The sequence below is a fragment of the Providencia sp. PROV202 genome, from assembly GCF_028479565.1.
GTDB lineage: Bacteria > Pseudomonadota > Gammaproteobacteria > Enterobacterales > Enterobacteriaceae > Providencia > Providencia zhijiangensis.
Window position 1 is genome coordinate 95,555 of record NZ_JAMPNV010000011.1, and the last position, 22,430, is coordinate 117,984.

The 22,430-nt window shown below is 41.2% G+C and carries 24 protein-coding genes, 1 pseudogene and 1 riboswitch; of the genes and pseudogenes, 12 read left to right on the forward strand and 13 right to left on the reverse strand.

Going from position 1 to position 22,430, the window contains the following annotated elements:
• Positions 1-15: 15 nt before the first annotated feature.
• Both proQ and PR799_RS07785 read right to left on the reverse strand, forming a co-directional pair.
• The gene (gene proQ / locus PR799_RS07780) at positions 16-702 is read right to left on the reverse strand and encodes an RNA chaperone ProQ (protein ID WP_154627057.1); all 687 of its coding nucleotides are present in this window, start codon (positions 700-702) and stop codon (positions 16-18) included.
• Positions 703-812: 110 nt separating this feature from the next.
• Positions 813-1,295 carry a GAF domain-containing protein gene (locus tag PR799_RS07785; RefSeq protein ID WP_154627058.1) on the reverse strand — a complete coding sequence of 161 codons (483 nt, stop codon included), beginning with the start codon at positions 1,293-1,295 and terminating at the stop codon, positions 813-815.
• A 131-nt stretch (positions 1,296-1,426) separates the two neighbouring features.
• Between PR799_RS07785 and yebS the strand changes: the two genes are divergently transcribed.
• The 3 genes from yebS to PR799_RS07800 all read left to right on the forward strand — a co-directional run bounded on the left by yebS (position 1,427) and on the right by PR799_RS07800 (position 5,351).
• Positions 1,427-2,653, forward strand: coding sequence for a membrane integrity lipid transport subunit YebS (gene yebS / locus PR799_RS07790; protein WP_272521642.1), 1,227 nt, complete (start codon positions 1,427-1,429; stop codon positions 2,651-2,653).
• Positions 2,628-4,967, forward strand: coding sequence for an MlaD family protein (locus PR799_RS07795; protein ID WP_154627060.1), 2,340 nt, complete (start codon positions 2,628-2,630; stop codon positions 4,965-4,967). The genes yebS and PR799_RS07795 overlap by 26 nt, the downstream gene beginning before the upstream one ends.
• A gap of 150 nt (positions 4,968-5,117) precedes the next feature.
• Positions 5,118-5,351, forward strand: a complete 234-nt coding sequence (locus PR799_RS07800) for a DUF1480 family protein (protein ID WP_036954855.1) — start codon at positions 5,118-5,120, stop codon at positions 5,349-5,351.
• Positions 5,352-5,685: 334 nt separating this feature from the next.
• Here the strand turns inward: PR799_RS07800 and PR799_RS07805 are convergent, their stop codons facing one another.
• From PR799_RS07805 to ftnA, 4 genes are all read right to left on the reverse strand, one after another.
• Entirely contained in the window at positions 5,686-6,033 is a 348-nt protein-coding gene (locus PR799_RS07805) for a DUF2511 domain-containing protein (protein WP_154627062.1), read from the reverse strand.
• A gap of 44 nt (positions 6,034-6,077) precedes the next feature.
• Entirely contained in the window at positions 6,078-6,974 is an 897-nt protein-coding gene (gene copD, locus PR799_RS07810; RefSeq protein WP_272521644.1) for a copper homeostasis membrane protein CopD, read from the reverse strand.
• A gap of 1 nt (position 6,975) precedes the next feature.
• Positions 6,976-7,362 carry a copper homeostasis periplasmic binding protein CopC gene (gene copC / locus PR799_RS07815; protein ID WP_154627064.1) on the reverse strand — a complete coding sequence of 129 codons (387 nt, stop codon included), beginning with the start codon at positions 7,360-7,362 and terminating at the stop codon, positions 6,976-6,978.
• A gap of 217 nt (positions 7,363-7,579) precedes the next feature.
• On the reverse strand, positions 7,580-8,083 hold the full coding sequence (gene ftnA / locus PR799_RS07820) for a non-heme ferritin (RefSeq protein WP_036954837.1): 504 nt from the start codon (positions 8,081-8,083) through the stop codon (positions 7,580-7,582).
• A gap of 291 nt (positions 8,084-8,374) precedes the next feature.
• Between ftnA and PR799_RS07825 the strand changes: the two genes are divergently transcribed.
• Positions 8,375-8,605 (forward strand): DNA polymerase III subunit theta, encoded by a 231-nt coding sequence (locus tag PR799_RS07825; protein WP_154599213.1) that lies wholly within the window; start codon positions 8,375-8,377, stop codon positions 8,603-8,605.
• Positions 8,606-8,671: 66 nt separating this feature from the next.
• Here PR799_RS07825 and yebF read toward each other — a convergent pair whose 3' ends face one another.
• Both yebF and PR799_RS07835 read right to left on the reverse strand, forming a co-directional pair.
• Complete coding sequence (yebF, locus tag PR799_RS07830) at positions 8,672-9,037, reverse strand: protein YebF (RefSeq protein WP_154627066.1); 366 nt, start codon at positions 9,035-9,037, stop codon at positions 8,672-8,674.
• Between the two features lie 202 nt (positions 9,038-9,239).
• Positions 9,240-9,419, reverse strand: a complete 180-nt coding sequence (locus PR799_RS07835) for a YoaH family protein (protein ID WP_036954826.1) — start codon at positions 9,417-9,419, stop codon at positions 9,240-9,242.
• Positions 9,420-9,557: 138 nt separating this feature from the next.
• On the opposite strand from PR799_RS07835, the gene pabB reads away from it, so the two are divergent.
• The 8 genes and pseudogenes from pabB to mntP all read left to right on the forward strand — a co-directional run bounded on the left by pabB (position 9,558) and on the right by mntP (position 17,908).
• Entirely contained in the window at positions 9,558-10,928 is a 1,371-nt protein-coding gene (gene pabB, locus PR799_RS07840; protein ID WP_272521645.1) for an aminodeoxychorismate synthase component 1, read from the forward strand.
• A complete protein-coding gene (locus PR799_RS07845) occupies positions 10,921-11,481 on the forward strand; it encodes a CoA pyrophosphatase (protein WP_154603675.1) in 561 nt (186 codons plus the stop codon). The genes pabB and PR799_RS07845 overlap by 8 nt, the downstream gene beginning before the upstream one ends.
• Before the next feature lie 204 nt (positions 11,482-11,685).
• Positions 11,686-13,051: pseudogene (locus tag PR799_RS07850) on the forward strand (L-serine ammonia-lyase).
• A gap of 676 nt (positions 13,052-13,727) precedes the next feature.
• Positions 13,728-14,693 (forward strand): PTS mannose transporter subunit IIAB, encoded by a 966-nt coding sequence (gene manX / locus PR799_RS07855; protein ID WP_272521646.1) that lies wholly within the window; start codon positions 13,728-13,730, stop codon positions 14,691-14,693.
• A gap of 77 nt (positions 14,694-14,770) precedes the next feature.
• Complete coding sequence (locus PR799_RS07860) at positions 14,771-15,571, forward strand: PTS mannose/fructose/sorbose transporter subunit IIC (RefSeq protein ID WP_154627068.1); 801 nt, start codon at positions 14,771-14,773, stop codon at positions 15,569-15,571.
• 13 nt (positions 15,572-15,584) lie between these two features.
• The gene (locus tag PR799_RS07865; protein ID WP_036953376.1) at positions 15,585-16,436 is read left to right on the forward strand and encodes a PTS mannose transporter subunit IID; all 852 of its coding nucleotides are present in this window, start codon (positions 15,585-15,587) and stop codon (positions 16,434-16,436) included.
• 89 nt (positions 16,437-16,525) lie between these two features.
• Positions 16,526-16,984, forward strand: coding sequence for a DUF986 family protein (locus PR799_RS07870; RefSeq protein ID WP_154627069.1), 459 nt, complete (start codon positions 16,526-16,528; stop codon positions 16,982-16,984).
• Between the two features lie 152 nt (positions 16,985-17,136).
• Positions 17,137-17,320, forward strand: a riboswitch (yybP-ykoY riboswitch).
• 6 nt (positions 17,321-17,326) lie between these two features.
• Entirely contained in the window at positions 17,327-17,908 is a 582-nt protein-coding gene (gene mntP / locus PR799_RS07875) for a manganese efflux pump MntP (protein WP_148444745.1), read from the forward strand.
• 56 nt (positions 17,909-17,964) lie between these two features.
• Here the strand turns inward: mntP and rlmA are convergent, their stop codons facing one another.
• The 5 genes from rlmA to alr form a co-directional block, all read right to left on the reverse strand.
• Positions 17,965-18,786 (reverse strand): 23S rRNA (guanine(745)-N(1))-methyltransferase, encoded by an 822-nt coding sequence (rlmA, locus tag PR799_RS07880; RefSeq protein WP_272521647.1) that lies wholly within the window; start codon positions 18,784-18,786, stop codon positions 17,965-17,967.
• 111 nt (positions 18,787-18,897) lie between these two features.
• Complete coding sequence (locus PR799_RS07885; RefSeq protein WP_272521648.1) at positions 18,898-19,110, reverse strand: acid-shock protein; 213 nt, start codon at positions 19,108-19,110, stop codon at positions 18,898-18,900.
• A gap of 72 nt (positions 19,111-19,182) precedes the next feature.
• Entirely contained in the window at positions 19,183-19,380 is a 198-nt protein-coding gene (locus PR799_RS07890) for a hypothetical protein (protein ID WP_006658806.1), read from the reverse strand.
• Between the two features lie 483 nt (positions 19,381-19,863).
• On the reverse strand, positions 19,864-20,601 hold the full coding sequence (locus PR799_RS07895) for a phosphatase (RefSeq protein ID WP_272521772.1): 738 nt from the start codon (positions 20,599-20,601) through the stop codon (positions 19,864-19,866).
• A 212-nt stretch (positions 20,602-20,813) separates the two neighbouring features.
• Positions 20,814-22,070 carry an alanine racemase gene (alr, locus tag PR799_RS07900; RefSeq protein ID WP_442959912.1) on the reverse strand — a complete coding sequence of 419 codons (1,257 nt, stop codon included), beginning with the start codon at positions 22,068-22,070 and terminating at the stop codon, positions 20,814-20,816.
• Between the last annotated feature and the right edge of the window lie 360 nt (positions 22,071-22,430).

A 22,430-nucleotide genomic window follows, 5' to 3' on the forward strand; every position in this document is an offset into this window, starting at 1 on the left:
TGAGTGACCTCCGTATCAGAACTTTAAATGTTCCGCGCGCACAATCATTGCCAGACCAGATGGCAATTGAACCCTAACACCATCTTTGGCAATTTCCAGCACAGAGGCATCCATCATACTGCTACCCACTTTCACTTTCAGAGTCTGACCGACTTTCAGTGTGTTGATATCAGTAACTGATTTCAAATTCTCTTCAGCTGGGTTGCTACGAGGTTTTTTCGGAGCTGTATTTTGTGGGCGTTCTTTTTTGTCTGATGGACGGCGACGAGATGTGTTCTCTTTGTTCGCATCATTTTGACGAGGTGCTTTGTCGCTAGGCTTTTTCGCAGCAGGACGCTTTTGCGTTTTTTGTTGCTCTGCGCGTTGCGCTTGGACTCTCGCTTTCGCTTCAGCTAATTGTTGACGCGCATGGGCAATGTGCTCTGCATCTAATTCACCGCAGTCATCTCCATTTAAGTCAACACGTTTTGCGCCTTCTTTAACACCGTAAAGGTAACGCCAGCTAGAGGTATACATGCGTAACGCAGAACGTAATTGCGTTTTGCTAATACCATCTTCTTCGGTCAAGTTCCCTACGATATCTTGAAAAATTCCGACTTTAAGCGGACGTGCTTCGCCTTCAGCGATAAAACAGCGTGGAAAACGCTCTGCCAAAAATGCGATAACTTCTTTACTACTATTCAACTTAGGTTGATTTTCCATGAAATTTCCTGATAACAACGATTTTGCCAACCTCACGGGCATGAACAAGCGGACATTATAATCGTGTTGCTGACAATTGCCACGTTCCTATTGATTTTACATACCAATAATTAATAATATTTTGGTATAGAACACATCACCAAGTGCTGGCATAACTGGTCTGTAAGGTATTGAAGCCCTTTTTCATCTTCTTCATCGAATTGACCGATATTTGGGCTATCGATGTCTAAAACCCCAATTATCTTGCCATTTACACTCAGAGGGAAGACGATTTCCGAGTTACTTGCCGCATCACATGCGATGTGACCTGGGAAAGCATGCACATCTTCTACACGCTGAACTCGCGCCTCAGAAAATGCAGCACCACAGACGCCTTTATCGAACGGGATCCGTACACAAGCGACTTTGCCTTGGAAGGGGCCGAGAACCAGCTCCTTTCCATCACTCAAGTAAAAACCAACCCAGTTGATACCGGATAAACGTTCAAATAATAACGCACTGCTATTTGCCAAACTGGCAATTAAATCATACTCTCCAGCGATAAGTGCAGATAAACTATCTGAAAGTTCGAGATAATACTTCTTTTTATCCATATTTATTTTCAGTTATACATAAACAAGTAAAAAATATTAGTAAGCGTAGACCGTAGGTTAGCAAGTTGTCACTTTTACGTAAATTTTTTTACACTAGATTACAAGCAAATTAATTCATACAATAAATATATATGACCCACATTAATCATACTGCCATGAATTTGCAACGTTGTTGCCATTGTAACCAAAAAATAGTGACTCCGCCTTTTCAACCACAGCAAGTCATTGTTTGCCCAAGATGTTCTAGTCAACTAAATGATGGGCGCTCATGGTCACTCCGTCGTCTTGCTCTATTATCTATCACTTTATTGCTTCTTGCTCCCATCGCTTTTTGGCAGCCATTGATTTCTATTCATCTATTTGGCACCCAAATCAATGCTAATGTGCTTGATGGCATCCGCTTAATTAGTGAGCAAGGTGACCCTTTTACCGCCAGCATTGTGGCTTTTTGTGCGATAGCAGCACCGTTACTTTTGCCTATTTCAATTTTATCTTTGGTATTAGCGCGTTACCTGTCCATCAACATGCGCCCCATTTTACTGATGATGAAACATCTCAAAGAGTGGGTCATGCTGGATGTCTATCTTGTCGGTTTGGGTATCGCTACGATTAAAATGCAAGATTACGCGACGGTTTATGTTGGGCATGGGTTGATTGCGTTTGGAATTATGTCTTTGATTAGTATTATTATTTTAATCCACATTAATCTCGATGAACTGTGGCGACGGCTTTATCCTTTAGAGGAAAATACAGATGCTCCTCATGCAGAAACCTGCCTAGCCTGCCATTTTACTGGCGAACCCAATAAGAAAGGCAAGTGCCAGCGCTGCCACCGTCCACTTCACCATCGCGAACCTTTAAGCTTACAAAAAACATGGGCCGCACTGATTGCCGCCATGGTGTTGCTAATCCCTGCTAACCTACTGCCTATTTCGACGTTTTATTTAAATGGGCGACGTCTAGAAGACACGATTTACTCCGGTGTTGTTTCCTTAATTGACTCAGGAAACTGGCCGATTGCCATTATCGTTTTTATTGCCAGTATTTTGGTGCCCTTCGTGAAGATTATCATCATGGTACTGTTACTATTTTCAATTCAGCTTAAAAGCCATACAGACCCTGTGTTACGGATGAAATTGCTGAAATTCGTTTCATGGATTGGGCGCTGGTCGATGTTAGATTTATTCGTCATCGCCTTGATGATGACCTTAGTTAACCGCGATATGCTAATGTCATTTACGATGGGGCCTGCGGCTTTATATTTTGGTACCGCTGTTATTTTAACTATCCTTGCTGTTGAGTGGTTAGACAGTCGATTAATTTGGGATTCTTATGGAAAATCAAAACCATCAAAGTGAAACTTCGAATGAAGTTTCGGAGGCTATCAGCCGTAAAAGGACGACAATTTCGCCCTTTTGGCTGCTTCCCATCATCGCGATCATGATCGCAGGCTGGCTGCTATTTCAACAATGGGTGGAGCGTGGCACGCAAATTACCATTCAATTTTCATCCGCCTCTGGCGTTGTGGCAGGTCGAACGCCAATTCGCTACCAAGGTGTAGATGTCGGCATGGTACAAACCGTCTCTATCAGTGATGATATGAAAAGCGTCATTGTTACTGCCAATGTGAATAAAGACATGCGCTCTGCACTCACTTCAGGAACGCGTTTTTGGCTGGTAACACCTAAAGCCTCTCTAGCCGGCGTATCAGGCTTAGATGCTCTGGTAGGTGGGAACTATATTGGTATGCAACCAAGCACTGGCTCGCCAAAATCCCAATTTGTGGCGCTCGATACACCACCTCAGCGAAACTTAAATGAAGGTGAATTACTGATTTACCTCACCGCGAAAGATTTAGGCGCATTAAACGAAAACTCCCCCGTTTATTACCGTAAAGTTCCGGTCGGTTATATTTCTGATTATTCTTTGTTACCTGAAAATAAAGGCGTCTCCATCGCGGTTATTATTAAAAAGCGCTACGTTAATCTCGTCCGGTCAGATAGCCAATTTTGGAATATCTCCGGTATTGAAGGTGGCTTCGACCTGAATACTGGCGCCAGCATCAAAATGGAAAGCCTGTCGGCAGTGATCAATGGCGCTGTCGCATTTGATTCTCCAGAAAACAGCCTGCCAGCACAAACAGGGCAACAATATGAATTGCAGCCAAGTAAAGATGATGTCAAACCGCTTGATCAGCAAGGCAATATAGACTTGCAACTGACCCTCACCGCATTGGATACCTTCGGGGTAAATGTGGGGCAACCTGTTATCTACCGTGGAATAAAAATCGGTGAAGTATTACAGCGTCACTTAACGGATGACAATGTTCAGTTCCAAATTGCCGTGTTTAATGAATTTAAACATTTGGTTAAACAAGACAGTAAATTTGTCGCCAATAGCCGTGTCGATGTGCAGTTAGGTATGAGCGGATTACAATTCCAAGGCGCAACGCCGCAAGAGTGGCTAGAAGGCGGCCTACATATCATTCCGGGGAAAGGTAAAGATACATTACCAGACTCATTCCCGTTATATCGTACCGATGAAAATGCCAAGGCGGGTATTTTAGGCTCCGCACCGCCGACCACCATTACGCTAAACACCAATACCCTTCCCGACATTCAACAAGGTTCAGTGGTGTTATATCGCCAATTTGAAGTCGGTAAAATTGTGTCGATTAAACCAAACAATGACGGCTTTGCAGTGAATGTGTATATCTCAGGGCAATACCGTAACTTATTGACTCCACAAAGTGTTTTCTGGGCTGAAGGTGGTGCCAAAGTTCAGTTAAATGCTGGAGGTTTAACGGTTCAAGCTTCCCCACTCAGTCGTGCGTTTAGTGGTGCGATTAGTTTTGATAATATTCAAACTGGCTCATTAGATACTTCACGCCAACATACACTTTACCCATCAGAAACTGCGGCAAAAGCGATTGGTAGTGCGGTAACACTGACGACCTTTGATGCGTCTAAGCTCTCCGAAGGCATGCCTATTCGTTATTTAGGTATTAACATCGGGCAAATCGAATCTCTGAAGCTGTCTGCGGATAATCGTGAAGTGAAAGCGAAAGCAATTTTGTATCCTGAATATGTGGAAAATTTCACCAAAATTGGCAGCCGTTTTGCCATTGTCACCCCTGAGCTTTCTCCATCGGGGGTTAACAACCTCGATACACTGATCCAACCATATATCAGTGCAGAGCCAGGACGCAGTAATAAGAGCCGTTTCCAATTTGAATTGCAAACTGCCAACATTACAGATTCCCGTTATCTCGATGGTCTCACTATTATCCTTGATGCTAGTGAGGCGGGTTCTATTCAGGTAGGAACGCCAATTCTGTTTAGAGGATTAGAGATCGGAACCGTCACTGGGCTTTATTTGGGAGAGCTTTCCGATCGCGTTTATGTTGCAACGCGTATAGGTAAAGAATACCAATATCTGATCCGTGATAATACCCAGTTCTGGTTATCTTCAGGTTATAACCTCGCCTTTGGCTTAACAGGCGGCGTGGTGAAAAGTGGCACATTCAAGCAGTTTGTTCGTGGTGGAATCTCGCTGGCAACCCCGCCAACAGTGCCACTTGCACCTAAAGCTAAACCTGATCAGCATTTCATTCTGAAATTAGAGCCACCAGCAGACTGGTTAGACTGGGGAACCCCTATCCCCAAAAAATAATCCCTAACAAGGCGTCATGTTTCTCAGCATGACGCCTTTTTTATTCTCCATTACTGAAAATATATTTTGGAAATGAATTCCATTTATACTATGCTTAATTTCGTTGGGCTGATTTTTTATTGTAAAAATAAAGAGTAAAGAGGAAATGTTATGAGTATAGTTAAATTGAAAATCTCTTCCTATGAAATCAATGATGCCGTTATGGCTGATAAGCGTAGCGATACTGTGAGTATTCCTTGCGATTCCGATTCTGAATTTTGCATGCAACTGGATGGTTGGGATGAACACACGAGTATCCCTGCGACACTGGATGAAAAACCGGTTCTGCTCTATCGCCAGCGTTATGATAAAGAAAATCATCATTGGCTAATGAGAATTGCTTGATGAAGATGGTGCTATTAAATAGAACGGTCAGATGGGAAATAATACAAAAAAAAGAGGCCTGGTAGATTCCGATTACCGGGCCTTGGGAAATGGCTCTGGCAGAGCCGTGCGCTAAAATTGCCATTGAGACGTAACAAAGTACTCCCTAATACTAGCGTTCAGCTTACGTTCTTACCACTTAAATTAGCAATTATTTTACATATTTTTAACACAATTTATTGCTTAATTTTCCAAGATTGAACTATTTGCATGATAAGTTAAACCTATCTAAGCAATCAGTAAAACCTTTCAATTGCCATCTCCTTGATCTTTCTAGCTAAAGGCTAACAGCACCTTACTTATTGCCACACAGTTTCTCTGCGGCTTGCTTCAGCGGCAATACTCGTTCTTCAACTGATTTAGTGGTCTCAATAGGTGCTAATAGCACATCAATCGGTTGTGCTTGGATCTCTTTCTTTTCCATTTGTGCCGTTGCAATATCATTCAATGGATGCTGCATTAACGTAGACGGGTTGATGACCACCAATGCGCCGTTAGCACGACACTCTAACATTACTTCTTCACGCTTTAGCGGCCACTCATCACCAAACTGTTTTTTACTGACGCTCGCCAATGGTGCAGCCATCGCCGTACTGAATGTTCCACCCAGTACTAACGCACAAATTATGAATTTAAATTTCATTTAAAATGACCTTGTCAAACAGGGTTATACAAAGATATGCGTCATTATACAGGTTGATAGGTAGCAAAAACAGCCACTGTAAGGATGGCAATAGTACCGAGCAACAATTCGGCCCAACTATTTATTATCAAATAATTAATCCGCCCTTGCTGTTGAAGACGTGGTACCACCCAATAACGATTCGTTAATGCCAATAGCACCATCAACCCAACCAACGCAATTTTTAGCCATAGCCATGATTGGTATTCAGATAGTGTTGCGATAAATGGCCATCCGGGCAATAAAATCAGGCTATTAATAATTCCCGTTATTAGCACGCAAACCACAGCAACATGCCCTAGCTGCGAGTAACGCTTCATCGATACGACAACTTGCGTTTCTAGCCCTGCTTTTAGCTTATCGTTACTACGTAAAAACTGAATGCAAATAAGGAAAGGCCACAAACCCCCGAACCAATATGCGCAACTAATTAGATGAATGAACTGATTAGTTTGATGAGCAACTCTCAGCCACCCTTCATTCATTGCAGCATGACCAATAAAGGCATGTAACCCCAGAATAATGACAGAGAAACCAAGAATGAGGTAAAGCTTTAGGGTGATCGGACGGATAAATAAAACGGCAAACAAACCGACAGCACTGAGGATTTCCCAACGCCAGATTTGGCCAAAGGTAGTGCCAAGTACACCTTGCCAAATATCCATATTCAACGCATCTTCCCAACCATCGCCCATCAAACCAGATTGTGCAATCATCCAGCAAAATGTGGTGATGATAGTGATAACTGCGCTAAAGATAATACTTTTTTTCAGTGCATCTTGGAGTAGTACGCGAAATTGCCCATGGGAAACTATCACCGCAAACATTGACATTCCACACATCAACATTGCGGCGATAAAGTGAGCAAATCGCGTTAAGGTGTAAAACGCTTCCAGTGACATATTATTTCACAGTGAAGCTATAGTTCCCTTTGGTTTTGTGTCCATCAACAGAGACAACGCTCCATTGAACATCATACTTACCTGCTGCTAATTTGCTTTCAACAGGAATAATGACTTTGGTGTTATTGCTTGGATCTAACGCGGCTTTACCTGTCTTGATGACTTGCTTATTCGCATCCGTTACATTGACTTTAGTGAAGTTAACTTCAATACCTTCAGAAAAGTTTAACGTGATTGCTTCTGGTGCCTGCTCTAACGCAGCGCCCTCTGCAGGTAATTGATCTTTAAGATGCGCATGAGCGAATGCTTGTTGGAATGACATACCTAAGAACAGTACAGCGACCGCGCTTAATTTACGCCAAGAAGATTTTATTTGGTTGATTGGCATAGTAACCTCTTAATTTGCAGGTGAATTTAGATATATTGCCAATCATTATACGGAAAATAATACGATACGCAGCGATAAAATCAGATTTTATCATTCAGCTTGTGAGGCTTGACACAAAATGCGAATAAAACTCACTCGCAAAAATAGAATAAGCGCCATTCATCTCTGAATTGGCGCTTAATAAGTAACACGATAATCGAGCGATTTAAAAAAATGATTAAACGTGCGCAGCCGCCGCTAAACCTTTCAGATCTTTATCCAGCAGGAATAGTGATTTACCAGACTCACCCACCATGCCCAGTTTATCCAGTACAGATTTGAACAGTTTCTCTTCTTCATGTTGCTCTGCAACATACCATTGCAGGAAGTTGAATGTTGAGTAATCTTGGGTTGTCATTGCTAAATGCGCAAGTTTATTAATTTCTGAAGTAATTAATTGCTCATGTTCGTACGTTTTATTGAACACATCAGCGATAGAATTAAAATCTTCTGGCGGTGCAGCAATCGCGCCTAAGCGTGGTAATGCCCCTGTATCGCTAAGGTAATTAAATAAACGCTGCATATGCTCCATTTCTTCTTGTGAGTGTGCTTTCAAAAATGCAGCTGCACCTTCAAAGCCTTTATCACTACACCAAGCACTCATTTGCAAATACAGATTAGCGGAGAAAAACTCAAGATTCAGTTGTTTATTTAACGCTTCAATCATGTCAGCTTTTAACATATCTTTACCTTAATGATGATGATTTTATGAAGTTATATCCCACAGTAACATAATAAATGCATTCAGAAAACATTCTTCCTATAAAAATTAATTTATTGATTAACAATGATTTTTTGTAAAAATAACACGAATCAGTCGCATTAGCTTTTATTTATCATAATAATCCTAGTTGCTTACTATTATCATGTTTGAATTTAATTTTATTCGCTAACCATCTCACTATTTCATCAAGATTTTTTGAACTTCAATTGCTACAATTCATGCTGATGTTGTTAACCGTTAGGATTTGAAATGAGCCACAATCTTGCCACCCTCCCAAAAGAAGAGATGGACAAAATTAACGTTGACCTGCTGGCTTCCGGCGTTGCTTTCAAGGAACGTTATAATATCCCCATTATTCCTGAAGCCATCGAACGTGAGCAGCCAGAACATTTGCGGGATTATTTTCGTGAAAGGCTGGTCCACTATCGCCAGTTATCGATGAATTTCGCTCGTATGCCCTACGAGCCAAGAAATCGCTAAGAATCGAATTTTAGACACAAAAAAAGGAGAGTTATACTCTCCTTTTTCATTCTATAAACCCACAGATTATTTGCTGGTGTTATAGGTGATGGTATTGTTTTTACAATCCACAGCAACACGGTAATGCAGATCGGATTTCGACCCTCTGACCACTAAAGGCAGCGAGTAGCCATCTTCCGTTTTCGTCACTTCACTGTCGTTGATCCATGCAACCGCTTTTTTACCCACGGCCGCTTTTTCATCTGCCCAACGTGGTAATCGGTTATTCATAAAATCATTTTTAACCTGCGCCGCAATTTGTGGCTCAGTCAGATTACCACAGCTCACAAATGCAGCGGCTTTACCTTCTTCCTTGTTAGCACTGAATGCAAACGAACTTAATGCAAGCGCACAACTGCCTAAAACTATTGCTATTTTTTTATTAACATTCATACCGTCCTCCGGCATCTACGAGATGTAGATGAAATTGAGATCCATTTTACTCACAAAAACTGCAGCATCATTAACAACGCACGCATAGGCTGTCGTTGTCTATCTAGTGTAGTTGTAAAAATAAAACCTATGAGCAAAATGACTTAACTGATATGAATTTATCAGAAATATATTTAAATGTTAATAGGATGTTTATTAATTATTAATTTTCATCATCGAATCGGGCAACAATTTGCTCTTTACCTTGATGGTTTTCCCTGATTTCTTGAGCGACTAGCGCAATGGCTTCTCCGCTGCTCATGCCTTCTGCCATCAGTTGGTGAATGCGTTCAACCGCTTCTTGTTGCTCTGCGTGGGAAAGTGCTGGCATACCTGAAAACATAATCAACCTCTTTAAATTGCAGACTTATTTACTACGTTAAGATTTTCAGCAAATTTTAACAGCTCTTGCCTTAATAAGGTAAGATTATATGGTAATCTGGCATTATTCACTTGTGGAACCTGATTTTAATTGATTGATATGGCTATTAATAAAATACAACTCCCTTACAGCCCCAATGCGGCATTAGATTATTTTGCACCCTTATCGCACCAACCCTGGGCCATGCTGCTTCATTCTGGTCAAGCTGAACACTCTCATAACCGTTACGATATGATTGTTGCTGACCCCGCTGTCACCCTATTAACTCGTGGTTTGCAAACTGAAATTCAAGCGCAAAATCAGCTCGCTCAATTTTCAGAACAAGACCCTTTTACTCTTTTACAGCAATACATAGATCAATACCAAGTTAGCGAATTTTCTGATGACGCCCTGCCATTCCAAGGTGGTGCAATGGGAATTTGGAGCTATGACTTAGGTCGCCGTATCGAAAAACTCCCTGAACTTGCCACTACTGAACTGCAATTTCCAGATATGGCAGTGGGTATCTATTTATGGGCGCTCATTGTCGATCACCATGAGCAACGTGTGACCTTATTCAGCCATCAAAATGTCGAGCAGCGACTTACTTGGTTACAAGCTCAAAAAGCCTCTCGTAAAAATGCCTTCTCATTGACGTCCCCATGGCATGCCAACATGACTGAAGCGCAATACCATGAAAATATTGCCCGCATCCATCAATATTTACGGGAGGGGGATTGCTACCAAATCAACCTTGCTCAGCGCTTTAAAGCCAAATATAAGGGCAATGAGTGGGATGCATTCTTAACGCTGAATGAAAGTAACCGCGCCCCATTCTCCTCGTTTATTCGCTTACCCGATAATGCGGTTATCAGCGTTTCTCCTGAACGCTTTATTTTATTAGAAAAAGGTAAAATTCAAACTCGCCCGATCAAAGGCACACTCCCTCGCTTAGACTCTCCCGAGGATGACCAACTTCAAGCAGAAAAATTAGCCAATTCACCAAAAGATCGCGCTGAAAACTTAATGATTGTAGATTTACTGCGCAATGATATTGGACGCGTTGCTAAACCGGGCACCGTACGCGTTCCTGAGCTTTTCAAAGTGGAACCTTTTCCCGCAGTTCATCACCTCGTTAGCACTATCACTGCCACATTAGACAGCCAATACCAAGCCACCGACTTACTGCGTGCCTGTTTCCCTGGCGGTTCCATTACGGGCGCCCCGAAAATTCGTGCAATGCAGATCATTGAAGAATTAGAACCCAATCGTCGACATGGATATTGTGGCGCAATCGGCTATATTAGTTTCTGTGGCAATATGGATACGAACATCACAATCCGTACGCTGATAACTGACAAAAAACAGATTTATTGCTGGGCAGGCGGTGGTATTGTTGCCGATAGTCAAGCCGATAAAGAGTATCAAGAGACCTTTGACAAATTACGCCTGATTTTGCCAAAACTAGGAAAACTCGATAGCGATGACTGAGCTGAATAGCTTTATTAACCGTTTTCAATTTACACTCCCGCTTTCTCGTCAACCCGCCACATCGGCGGGTAAAGCGGCTGCAGTGCTATTGCCAATTATCAATAAATCCAATCCGACATTATTGCTCACACAACGATCACCGCTATTACGTTCTCATGCTGGTCAAGTGGCATTCCCGGGTGGCTCTCGCGATCCTGAAGATACAAACTTAATTGCGACCGCATTACGAGAAGCCTATGAAGAAGTCGCCATACCACCAGAGAAAGTGCAGGTCTTAGGGCAACTGGCGCCTATCTCCAGTATTGGGGGTTATCAAGTCACCCCTATTGTCGGTCTTGTACCCGATAATATTCGTTATCAGGCGAATCCAAGCGAAGTTTCCTCTATTTTTGAAATTCCCCTGTTTGATGCATTATCCCTGCAAAAACATAAATATGTGGATATCAACCGCTCGGGTCGCGAAAAACGAGTCTTTTTTTACTGGTATAACAATCACTTAGTTTGGGGGCTCACCGCATCCATTCTGCATCAACTCGCCCTACAACTGGATTAGTCTTCTCAGTCAATAATCCTTTTATTCAATCATTTTTCCACTATCCAAAATACAATTAGTGCTATTTATAACCAATCCACCTTATGTAACTACCTTATTTCAAAAAATACTTTAAACTTACTGGTTAACACTACGAAATAACAGTAAAGTAGCGCCCTTTAAAATAAATCACTATATCTTCATCTTTTGTTTAAGGAGTCCTGCGTGATAAGCGTTTTCGACATGTTTAAAGTGGGCATTGGCCCTTCAAGCTCTCATACCGTCGGTCCGATGAAAGCTGGGAAAGAATTTGTCGATGATTTGGTCAATAAGCAATTATTGCCATCCGTCACCCGTGTCGCAGTAGACGTTTATGGCTCTTTATCCCTAACAGGTAAAGGTCACCATACCGATATCGCCATTATTATGGGTTTAGCAGGCAACCTCCCTGCTACCGTTGACATTGAATCAATCCCATCCTTTATCAAGAATGTGGAGGAGACAGAAAAGCTGCTATTAGCCAATGGCACTCATACTGTTGATTTCCCTCGTGATGGTGGCATGAATTTCCGTCAAGATAACTTACCGTTACATGAAAACGGAATGACTATCCACGCCTTCGCTGGCGACAAGGAAATTTACACTAAAACTTATTATTCCATCGGCGGTGGTTTCATTGTCGATGAAGAACATTTTGGCCAAACCTCTTCAGACAGCAAACCTGTTTCTTATCCATTCAACTCCGCGAGTGAGTTACTCTTAAAATGTAAAGAATCTGGCTTATCGATTTCTAGCCTGATGATGAAAAATGAGCTGGATTTACATCCTCGCGAAGAAATTGACGCTTACTTTGCGGATGTTTGGAAGACCATGCAAGCCTGTATTGAACGCGGTCTTAACACTGAAGGTGTCCTTCCTGGTCCATTGCGTGTTCCCCGTCGAGCACCAGCACTGAACCGCTTAGTGACCTCTGCAAGCAAACTGTCTAATGACCCGATGAACGTGGTTGATTTAATCAACATGTATGCATTAGCCGTTAACGAAGAAAACGCAGCGGGTGGTCGTGTTGTTACTGCACCAACCAACGGCGCTTGTGGTATCGTTCCGGCCGTTTTGGCGTACTACAATCATTGCGTTGAACCTGTCACTCCTGAACTTTACTTACGCTATTTCTTAGCATCTGGAGCCGTTGGCATTTTATACAAAATGAATGCGTCTATTTCTGGCGCAGAAGTGGGTTGCCAAGGTGAAGTCGGTGTTGCCTGCTCAATGGCGGCGGCAGGTTTAGCAGAATTATTTGGCGCAAGCCCAGAGCAAGTCTGCATTGCAGCTGAAATTGGTATGGAGCACAACTTAGGTCTAACCTGTGACCCCTGTTGCTGGACAAGTTCAAGTACCTTGTATTGAGCGTAACGCAATCGCCTCTGTTAAAGCTATCAATGCCGCACGCATGGCTTTACGTAGAACCAGCGAGCCTCGCGTGTCTCTCGATAAAGTTATCGAAACCATGTACGAAACGGGTAAAGACATGAATGCTAAATACCGCGAAACATCTCGTGGTGGATTAGCTATCAAAGTCCAGTGTGATTAATCAGTCATATTAAGCTTCCCTCTTCATTACCCATTTAAGTGATGAAGAGGGCGTTTTATCCTCACCCTTTCTACGCTTATTTAATTTTTTTAATTAAGTCTATTGAACTCCAATACGTTCATCAAAATAACACGCCCTTCCTTTTGCTTTTCTCGTTTCAGCTTTCGATTTTTATCGCCTATGATCGTTTTATTCCTTCAGTACTCTCACCCTACTTTCTATTTTTTGAATCACTATTTTGATTCTGTTATTCCTTTAGATTCTATTGCTCACACCTGTTTTCGCTCACTTTTTGCTCTTCTTGACGAATTTCTTATTAAATAAATTCATTTTTTGTTACCGATAACAGAATATTATTCTTTTAATAATTAATCAATCAATCATATATTCTAGATAAGTTCATACATTCGGAGTTATAGGTTTATTTATCAGTAATATTTGGATCTGTTTTTATTTTTCTGACGCGAAACAAGTTTTTTGGATTAATCCTAGTGATATGATTAGGCTGACCATTCGGCTAATAATTGCACTTAACTAATTATTAGCTAGCCACTTAGTTTGAATTTATTCAGCTACTATTTAAGGTGCAGGGGAAACACATAGAGAAGGAGTCCAGTTTCTAACTTCTATTCTATCGTCGATGATGTTTCGATTTATCTGTTAAGAGGGAAAAATAGTGAGTATAGCTATTATGATTGGTACCCACGGAGTTGCTGCCGAACAGCTACTCCGAACCACCGAGATGTTAATAGGCGAGCAAGAAAACGTCTCGTTTATTGACTTTGTCCCTGGGGAAAATGCTGACACCCTATTTGAAAAATACACACAAAAGCTGACTTCGCTTGATACCTCAGCTGGTGTGCTATTTCTTGTTGATACGTGGGGAGGTAGTCCATTTAATGCAGCTACACGCATTGCCAATGAGCATGGCAATTACGAAATCATTACAGGCGTAAATGTCCCAATGCTCGTCGAGACCTTTATGTGCCGCGATGACAACCCATCCATGGATGAGCTGATCACCGTCGCACTCGAAACCGGTCGCGGTGGCATCCGTCCATTCAAGTTTAAAGAAGTTGTTGCAGAAACTCCTGCGCCCGCAGCAGTCAGTGCCCCTGCTCCACAACCGGTTATTGCAGGTCCGGGCGAACACATGATTATTGCTTTGGCGCGTGTTGATGACCGATTGATTCATGGTCAGGTGGCGACTCGCTGGACAAAAGAAATGCGCGTGAAACGCATTATCGTTGTCAGTGATGAAGTGGCCAAAGACACCGTTCGTTCTACCTTACTGAAACAAGTTGCTCCTCCTGGTGTTACCGCCCACGTTGTTGATGTAGACAAATGTGTCCGTGTTTACAACAACCCAAAATACTCCGGCGAGCGCGTAATGCTGTTATTCACTAATCCAACCGATGTGCAGCGCATTGTTGAGCAAGGTGTTGAGATTGACTCGGTCAATATTGGTGGAATGGCCTATACCGAAGGTAAAACCATGGTCACCAATGCCGTATCAATTAACCAAAAAGATATCGATGCATTCAATTATCTGAATGACAAAAATATTGAGTTAGAAGTTCGTAAAGTCGCTTCAGACAGTAAAGTCCACATGATGGATTTAATTAATAAACTCAAAAAATAATGTTTTATAAATTCGTTCTTATTGAACCGTTACTCAAAAACAGACTTAGAAACTTGTTGGTTACAGGAGATTAAACAATGGAACTTACCGTTGTTCAAATAGTAATGGTCTTCGTTGTGGCTTGTATCGCCGGTATGGGATCGATCCTCGATGAATTCCAGTTCCACCGCCCTCTCATTGCCTGTACGCTTATTGGTATTGTTCTGGGTGATATGAAAACCGGTATTATTATCGGTGGTACGCTGGAAATGATCGCGTTAGGTTGGATGAACATCGGTGCGGCAGTTGCACCCGATGCTGCATTAGCCTCCATCATTTCAACCATTCTGGTTATTGCAGGTGGTCAAAGCATTGGTGCGGGTATCGCACTGGCTATCCCACTGGCAGCAGCCGGACAAGTACTGACCATCATCGTTCGTACTATCACCGTTGCATTCCAACACGCTGCTGACCGTGCTGCGGTCTCCGGCAATTTAACCTCCCTGAGCATCATCCATATTTCTGCGTTATTACTGCAAGCAATGCGTATTGCAATCCCTGCGCTGATCGTCGCAATTTCGGTGGGAACTTCAGAAGTCCAGCACTTACTGAACTCTATCCCTGAAGTCGTTACCAACGGTCTGAACATTGCAGGTGGTATGATTGTTGTGGTCGGTTATGCGATGGTTATCAACATGATGCGTGCTGGCTACCTGATGCCGTTCTTCTATTTAGGCTTCGTCACTGCAGCCTTTACTAACTTCAACCTTGTTGCACTTGGTGTGATTGGTGTTGTGATGGCAATTCTGTACATCCAACTGAGCCCGAAATACAACAAATCCCAAGTTGTTGTCAACCAATCAAACAGTAACAACAATCTTGATAACGAATTAGACTAGAAGGAACGTGAAAATGGTTGAACAAACTCAATCTACTGAAAAACGGCTGACAAAAAGCGATATTCGTGGGGTTTTCTTGCGTTCTAACTTATTCCAAGGTTCTTGGAACTTCGAACGTATGCAGGCTCTGGGTTTCTGTTTCTCAATGGTTCCCGTGATCCGTCGCTTATACCCTGAAAACAATGATGACCGTAAACAAGCGATTAAACGTCACTTAGAGTTCTTCAATACCCACCCTTACGTTGCAGCGCCTATTTTGGGTGTAACAATGGCGATGGAAGAAGAACGTGCCAATGGCGCGGACATCGACGACGGTGCAATCAACGGTATCAAAGTCGGTCTGATGGGACCATTAGCCGGTGTGGGTGACCCAATTTTCTGGGGAACCGTGCGTCCAGTCTTTGCTGCACTGGGTGCAGGTATCGCGATGACAGGTAGCTTGTTAGGCCCTGTACTCTTCTTCGTTCTGTTTAACCTTGTACGTCTGTTAACTCGCTATTACGGCGTGGCTTATGGCTACAAGAAAGGGATTGATATCGTTCAAGATATGGGCGGTGGATTCCTGCAGAAACTGACCGAAGGAGCTTCGATTCTGGGTCTGTTTGTGATGGGGGCGTTGGTCAATAAATGGACTCACGTCAACATTCCACTCGAAGTTTCGCGGATCAAAAACCAAACAACTGGCGTTGAAGATATCACTACTGTTCAGATGATCCTCGACCAATTAATGCCGGGCTTGGTTCCACTGTTACTGACCTTCGCCTGTATGTGGCTGTTACGCCGTAAAGTGAATGCTTTATGGATTATTATCGGCTTCTTTGGTTTAGGTATTCTGGGTGCTTGGTTAAACTTCTTAGCACCATAATTCCTGTTAAATATCAAAAAAGGGAGGTTGCAGCCTCCCTTGTTTACTTTTAAGCTTGATAGCTCGTCCACTTAGTCATGGGTACTCAAATGACCTTAAATGATGTCGTTTTAGCCATTATCATTTTGATCATGCTTGTATACGCAATCTATGATGAATTTATTCAAGGAATTCTGAAAGGCAAAACTCTACTAAAAGTTAACTTAAAACGTAAACATCGAGTGGATGCCATCATTTTTATTGTTCTCTCTTGTATTGTCATTTATACAAATATTGTTCGACATGGTAATTTATTAACCACTTATTTATTAATGATTACTATTTTTATGGCTATTTATTTAGCTTTCATTCGTCGGCCAAAAGTATTTTTTAAACAAACCGGTTTTTATTTCGCCAATACATTTATTTATTATGAGCGAATTAAGACAATGAATTTATCTGAAGATGGTATTTTAATGATTGGATTAGAGCAAAAGAAAATCCATATACAAGTTAACCATCTTGATGATTTACAAAAGATTTATGACTTCTTTATTAATCATAAATAACCACTTTATATATTGGTATAAATATTAAGGTTAATTAAATGTTTAATTAACCTTAACTTTGTTAATATCAAAAATGAAAATTATTCTCATTTGAAAAATATCTTTATTAATAATTAATATTTTGCCTTTATTAAAATCTATGATATCTTTCGTCCCACGTCATTGGGGAGTAGCCTGTTCTGGAATGTATTCTTTCCAGAAAATCCGTGTCAACATACTCGTTTGTTTTTAAACGTGGTGCGGATGCCATTTATTGGTTGGCAAGACCATAGACACATAAATACGCCTTTTGGTTGGGGGTAATTTATGTGTATATGGAAACACCCAACCGAGATTATTGTTATGAGCTTTTACGCAACTCTCATCCTCGCCTTCGCGCTCTCTATGGATGCTTTCGCTGTCGCTATTTGTAAAGGTGCAGTGCTCCATAAACCCCGTTTTCGTGAAATTCTCCGTACTGGTTTTATCTTTGGTTTTATTGAAGCTATCACGCCGATCATTGGCTGGGGTATTGGTATTTTAGCCAGCCAGTATGTTATCCGTTGGGATCACTGGATTGCGTTTGCCCTACTGTTCATTCTTGGCGGACGCATGATCTGGCAAAGTCTGACGACCAAAGATGAAGATTGTTGCGCTAAACCATCAAGTCACAGTGCAGGAAATCTAGTGTTATCTGCCATTGCCACCAGCCTTGACGCTATGGCAATTGGTTTAGGTCTGGCTTTCCTGCAAGTAGATATCGTCCACACGGCGATGACTATCGGCTTAACCACGATGATAATGGCAACAATTGGCATGATGATTGGTCGTTACGTAGGTCCATTATTAGGAAAAAAAGCAGAGATTTTAGGCGGGCTGGTGCTTATTGCGATTGGGTTTAATATCCTCTTTGAGCATCTTGAATTATTTATGTACGCGCCATAATCTTCCCGTTCCCCCTGACCCATTCAGGGGGAACAGTTTGAGATTTAATTCTGGTTCTATACTTGATATTGATAAACTCGGATCAGAAAATCAGCGGTATAACTCTTCACTTCAGCCTGCTTTAATTGATGTTTCACCTCTTCAGAAGCACGCCATGCAAACGGCGTCATTTCTAACAAAGCAAATGCCTCTTCCCCTTCGAGATCCATCGCATAATTTAAGCGAGTTTCGTCAATCAACTTAAAGTCAGGAAGATCTTCGTCTTTTGCGGGATGTAATTTTACTTCATCATAAATCAGAGCTTTTAATTCTTGCAGATGTTCTGCTGCCGGCGTTACCGTAATTAAAATTCCCATTGGTGCTAATACTCGGCTTAATTCTTGCGCTTTACAAGGTGCATAAATACGAATAACAGCACTCATACTCGAATCCGCAAATGGTAAACGATGACTTGAAGCAACACAGAAATTAACTGATTTATAGCGTTTAGCAGCAAAACGGATTGCCACTTTCGACACATCCAGCCCATACACACTAACGGATTTCGATGCCACCTTTAATAACTGAGAAAAATGGTCAGTGTAATACCCTTCTCCACAACCGATATCGAGTATATTTTCGCTGTTTTCAGGTAGGTATTCAGCGAGCTTGTCAGCGACCTTATCTCGCATTGGCTGATAATGGCCAGCATCTAAAAACTGACGACGGGAGGTCATCATTTCTAGGCTATCGCCTGGATCTTTAGAGCGCTTGTGCTGTACTGGCAGTAAATTAACATAACCCTCTTTGGCGCAATCAAACTGGTGGTTTGCTTCACAACGATAGCTATTGTTAATTAAATTGAGGGGTTTAAAACACAGGGGGCATTGATAATTCATATGGTTACACTGATTTAAAAATAATGCGCAGTATACCATATAAGCTGTCAAGCAGCGCCATGGAATTATACCCCATGGCACCGTGACGTAATCTAGAGGAGTATAGCGAACTTATTTACCAGCTTTAGCCGCTTCAGGTGCTTTGATTTCACCTGACTGTTTCACTTCACTCTTTTTAACTTCTTTTTTACCATGCTCTGCTTTGGCAACTTCGTGCGTTTTCACACCATGGTTTACATGTTCAGTTTTCGCAGTGGTATTTGCTAGTGCGGCACCAGAAACAGCTAATGACAGAACAGTCGCGATTGCTAATAATTTTTTCATTTTGAACGCCTTATTTAAATTCAAACTAACGAGTCATTGATATAAAACTTATATTTTGGTGTAGCTAAAAATTTAAATGGCTTTTTCGGCACTTTTATCTTTAGTTGCACTCACTTTTTTCTCAGTTTTCACTTTTGCGTGATGAGCTTTCGCTGAGTGATGAGCGGCAGCAATTGGCGCTACTGGCTCAGTTTTAGTTGTTGTATTTGCTAATGCAGCACCAGAAACAGCTAATGACAATACAGTTGCGATTGCTAATAACTTTTTCATACTAAGTACCTTAAGATTAATTTATTAAGCAAGGATGTTCTTGCCACACTAATAAATCATATCTGCAGATCATTTCGCAATAGGAGAATATTAAAGATTCTTAAATTTTTTATAGGTTATTTTAATGAATAAATATTTTAATTTTGTTGATATTCCGTTTACTTTCACAGGCTAATCTTTAATCTTTTTTTGATTTACCATGAAGTTGATTTATTCATAAATATCAAACAGATAAATTAAAGATAACCTTGATGTTAATTTTTTTATTTTAAAAATCATCTTCATTCCAATTTATTTGATATCTATTTTTTCTTCGTTTTTCTTTTAAAAACTCACTTTTTATCTTACTAATTTAATAAAGTTTCTTTTTTTTAAGATGTACTGACTTTTATTTTTATCTAAATAGAACTTTTTTGCTTACTTCAAGTAAAAAAGCCATTCAATTTTGAATGGCTTTTGAAGTTACTATATTCAATTTGAAAATTAAAAATGAGCAAACTCAGGAATCGGTTTACGTCCATGAGCCTCTAAAAAATCTAAAACGCGGCGTGGTGTGGTATTCAAAATACGGGACTCTGGAAAATCGATGGATTTCAACATCTCAACCACTTCATTAAAACGCCCTAAATAACTGACATGATGTGAATCTGAGCCTAATGCAACCCAACCACCCGCTTCTTTCACCGCTTTTGCTATTTCTATGCAGTTCTTCTTACTACCCGCTCTCGAATGCAAGAAAGAGGAGTTGTTCATCTCTAGTGCCACGTTGCATTCTTTAGCTGCTTGGGCAACGGCTTTAATATCAATAGGATATTTGGGATTACCAGGATGAGTAATAATTTGCACTTTTCTGCTACGAATAGTGGCGATCATTGCTTCAGTATTGTCTTCTAAACTTTGTGGTTCTAAAACAGGCTCATGGAAACCCGCTAAAATAATATCTAGATGGCGTGCTATCTTTTCATTGCAGTCCGTCTCACCCTGCTTATTCTTAATGTTTGCTTCGATTCCATATAACAAACCAACGCCATTAACAATGCGCGGCAATATCGGCATATTGCCAAAGTGCCACTCATGTGGCGCATCTTGCATTTCAGGGCCATGGTCAGTAATGGCAAATAGTTTCATTCCCCGAGCGGCAGCTTCCGCAAAGTATTCATTAACAGTGCTAAATGCATGGGTGCTGGCGATGGTGTGCGCATGTAAATCAACTTGATACATAAAATATCCTTCTAATTCTTCTATTTGCCTTCTGACATTATTCAGATTGAAAAGCTTATCCCAAGCTAACATATTGCCACTAAGGATTCGATAACAATTCTGTTAAACCGCACTTATCGGATCTATATTATAAACTGCAGTTTATCTGATTCCCTTGCGCCAATAAAAAAACCCGCTTCATTTGAAGCGGGCTTCTATTAAAATGATATAACTTAGTTCACTAAAACACGCTTATTGGTTGCGCCCCATAATATGGACATTTCAGTAAACAGCGCACCGCTAATATCTTCAACTTCTTCAGCGGTTATTTCCCCTTTTCCTTGTTTACCAAAAAAGACAACCTCGTCCCCTGGTTGCACATTTTTAATATCGGTGACATCGACCATTACTGTGTTCATTGACGTTTTTCCAAGAACAGGTACGCGTTGCCCATTGATTAAAACATATCCAGCATTACTGAATACACGGCGGTAGCCATCCGCATAACCGACAGGGATGTTGGCTAATACAGAATCACGCTTCAGCGTATACGTTCTGTCATAACCGACGGTGTTCCCTTTCGGATAGTGATTCACCGCCGCAATATTCGATTTAAACGTCATCACGCGCTTGTAATCTTTAGTGGCAACCGTATCACCATAAAAAATGCCACCAACACGCACCATATCCAACCACGATTCTGGCACTGTTAATGTTGCATAAGTATTCGCAACGTGCAGAGTAACATCTTCACGTTTTAATCCTGTCACATTCAGAACTTGTTGAGACTCTTTTTTGAATTTAGCCAGATCTTTTCGGATTTGTGCTTCATCCTCTTCAGGATAGTGAGACATTATCCCGACGATTTTTAAATTAGGTAACTGCGAGATTAGCTTAGCTTGTTGCAATCCTTCAGCATGACTGACCTCCAAGCCATTTCGTGACATTCCTGCCGAGTTCAATGCAAGGTGAATCGGAATAACTTTGCCTTGTTTCGCCGCAATCGCATTTAAGCGCTGCGCCATTTCCAAGTTACCAATCAGCTCTTCTACATTGAATTCAGTAGCTTGAGCCATCTCTTTTTCCGTGGCGTTACGCACACGCATTAAACGACCTTTAAAGCCTAAATCACGAACTTGCTTCAATTCTGTATTACTGGTAAGCCCTATACACTGGACATTATTTTCAATCATTACTGGGGTGACTAACGTCAGGTCATGCCCATATGCATCCCCTTTTAAAACAGCGCACATGCCCGCTTCATCACCCAATAATGCCTGTACTTTCTTAATGTTATAATCCAGCGCACTGTGAGAAATTTCTATCCACGCATTGTTAACGAGCGCAGGTTGAATCTGTGTTGATTGAGCTTGTGCAGATTGGGTTTCTATGATGTTGGTTTTCGCAGGTTGCTGACATGCAGTCGCCACCAGCAGAGGAAGAAGAGCAAGATATTTCAGACGAAATGCCACGTTGTTATCCTTAGCCATGGATCAGTGAGTTTCCCCTCACCTTTATTATTATGATTACGGGGAGTGAACATATACCTTGTATGTATATAGGCTATTGATAATAACAATCTGAATTAATTGAACAAGCAATAATTGCTAGATTTTGAATAAAAAATCACTTTTAGTGAATTTATAGCAATCATTGTACTACCCATCTTTTCCTAAAGGATGACTTACCGGAATACAAGTACCTCTAAACTATCCTAATAATGTTTTTTACGAGGCTGCTCTCATAATCACTTTTTCTGCTTTAATTTACCTTGTTCGAGGTATTTTTTTCTTTTTGGATAATATTATTCTGGGTGCGTTTGTGTTTGGATGCTTGTGTTTTAATCATCA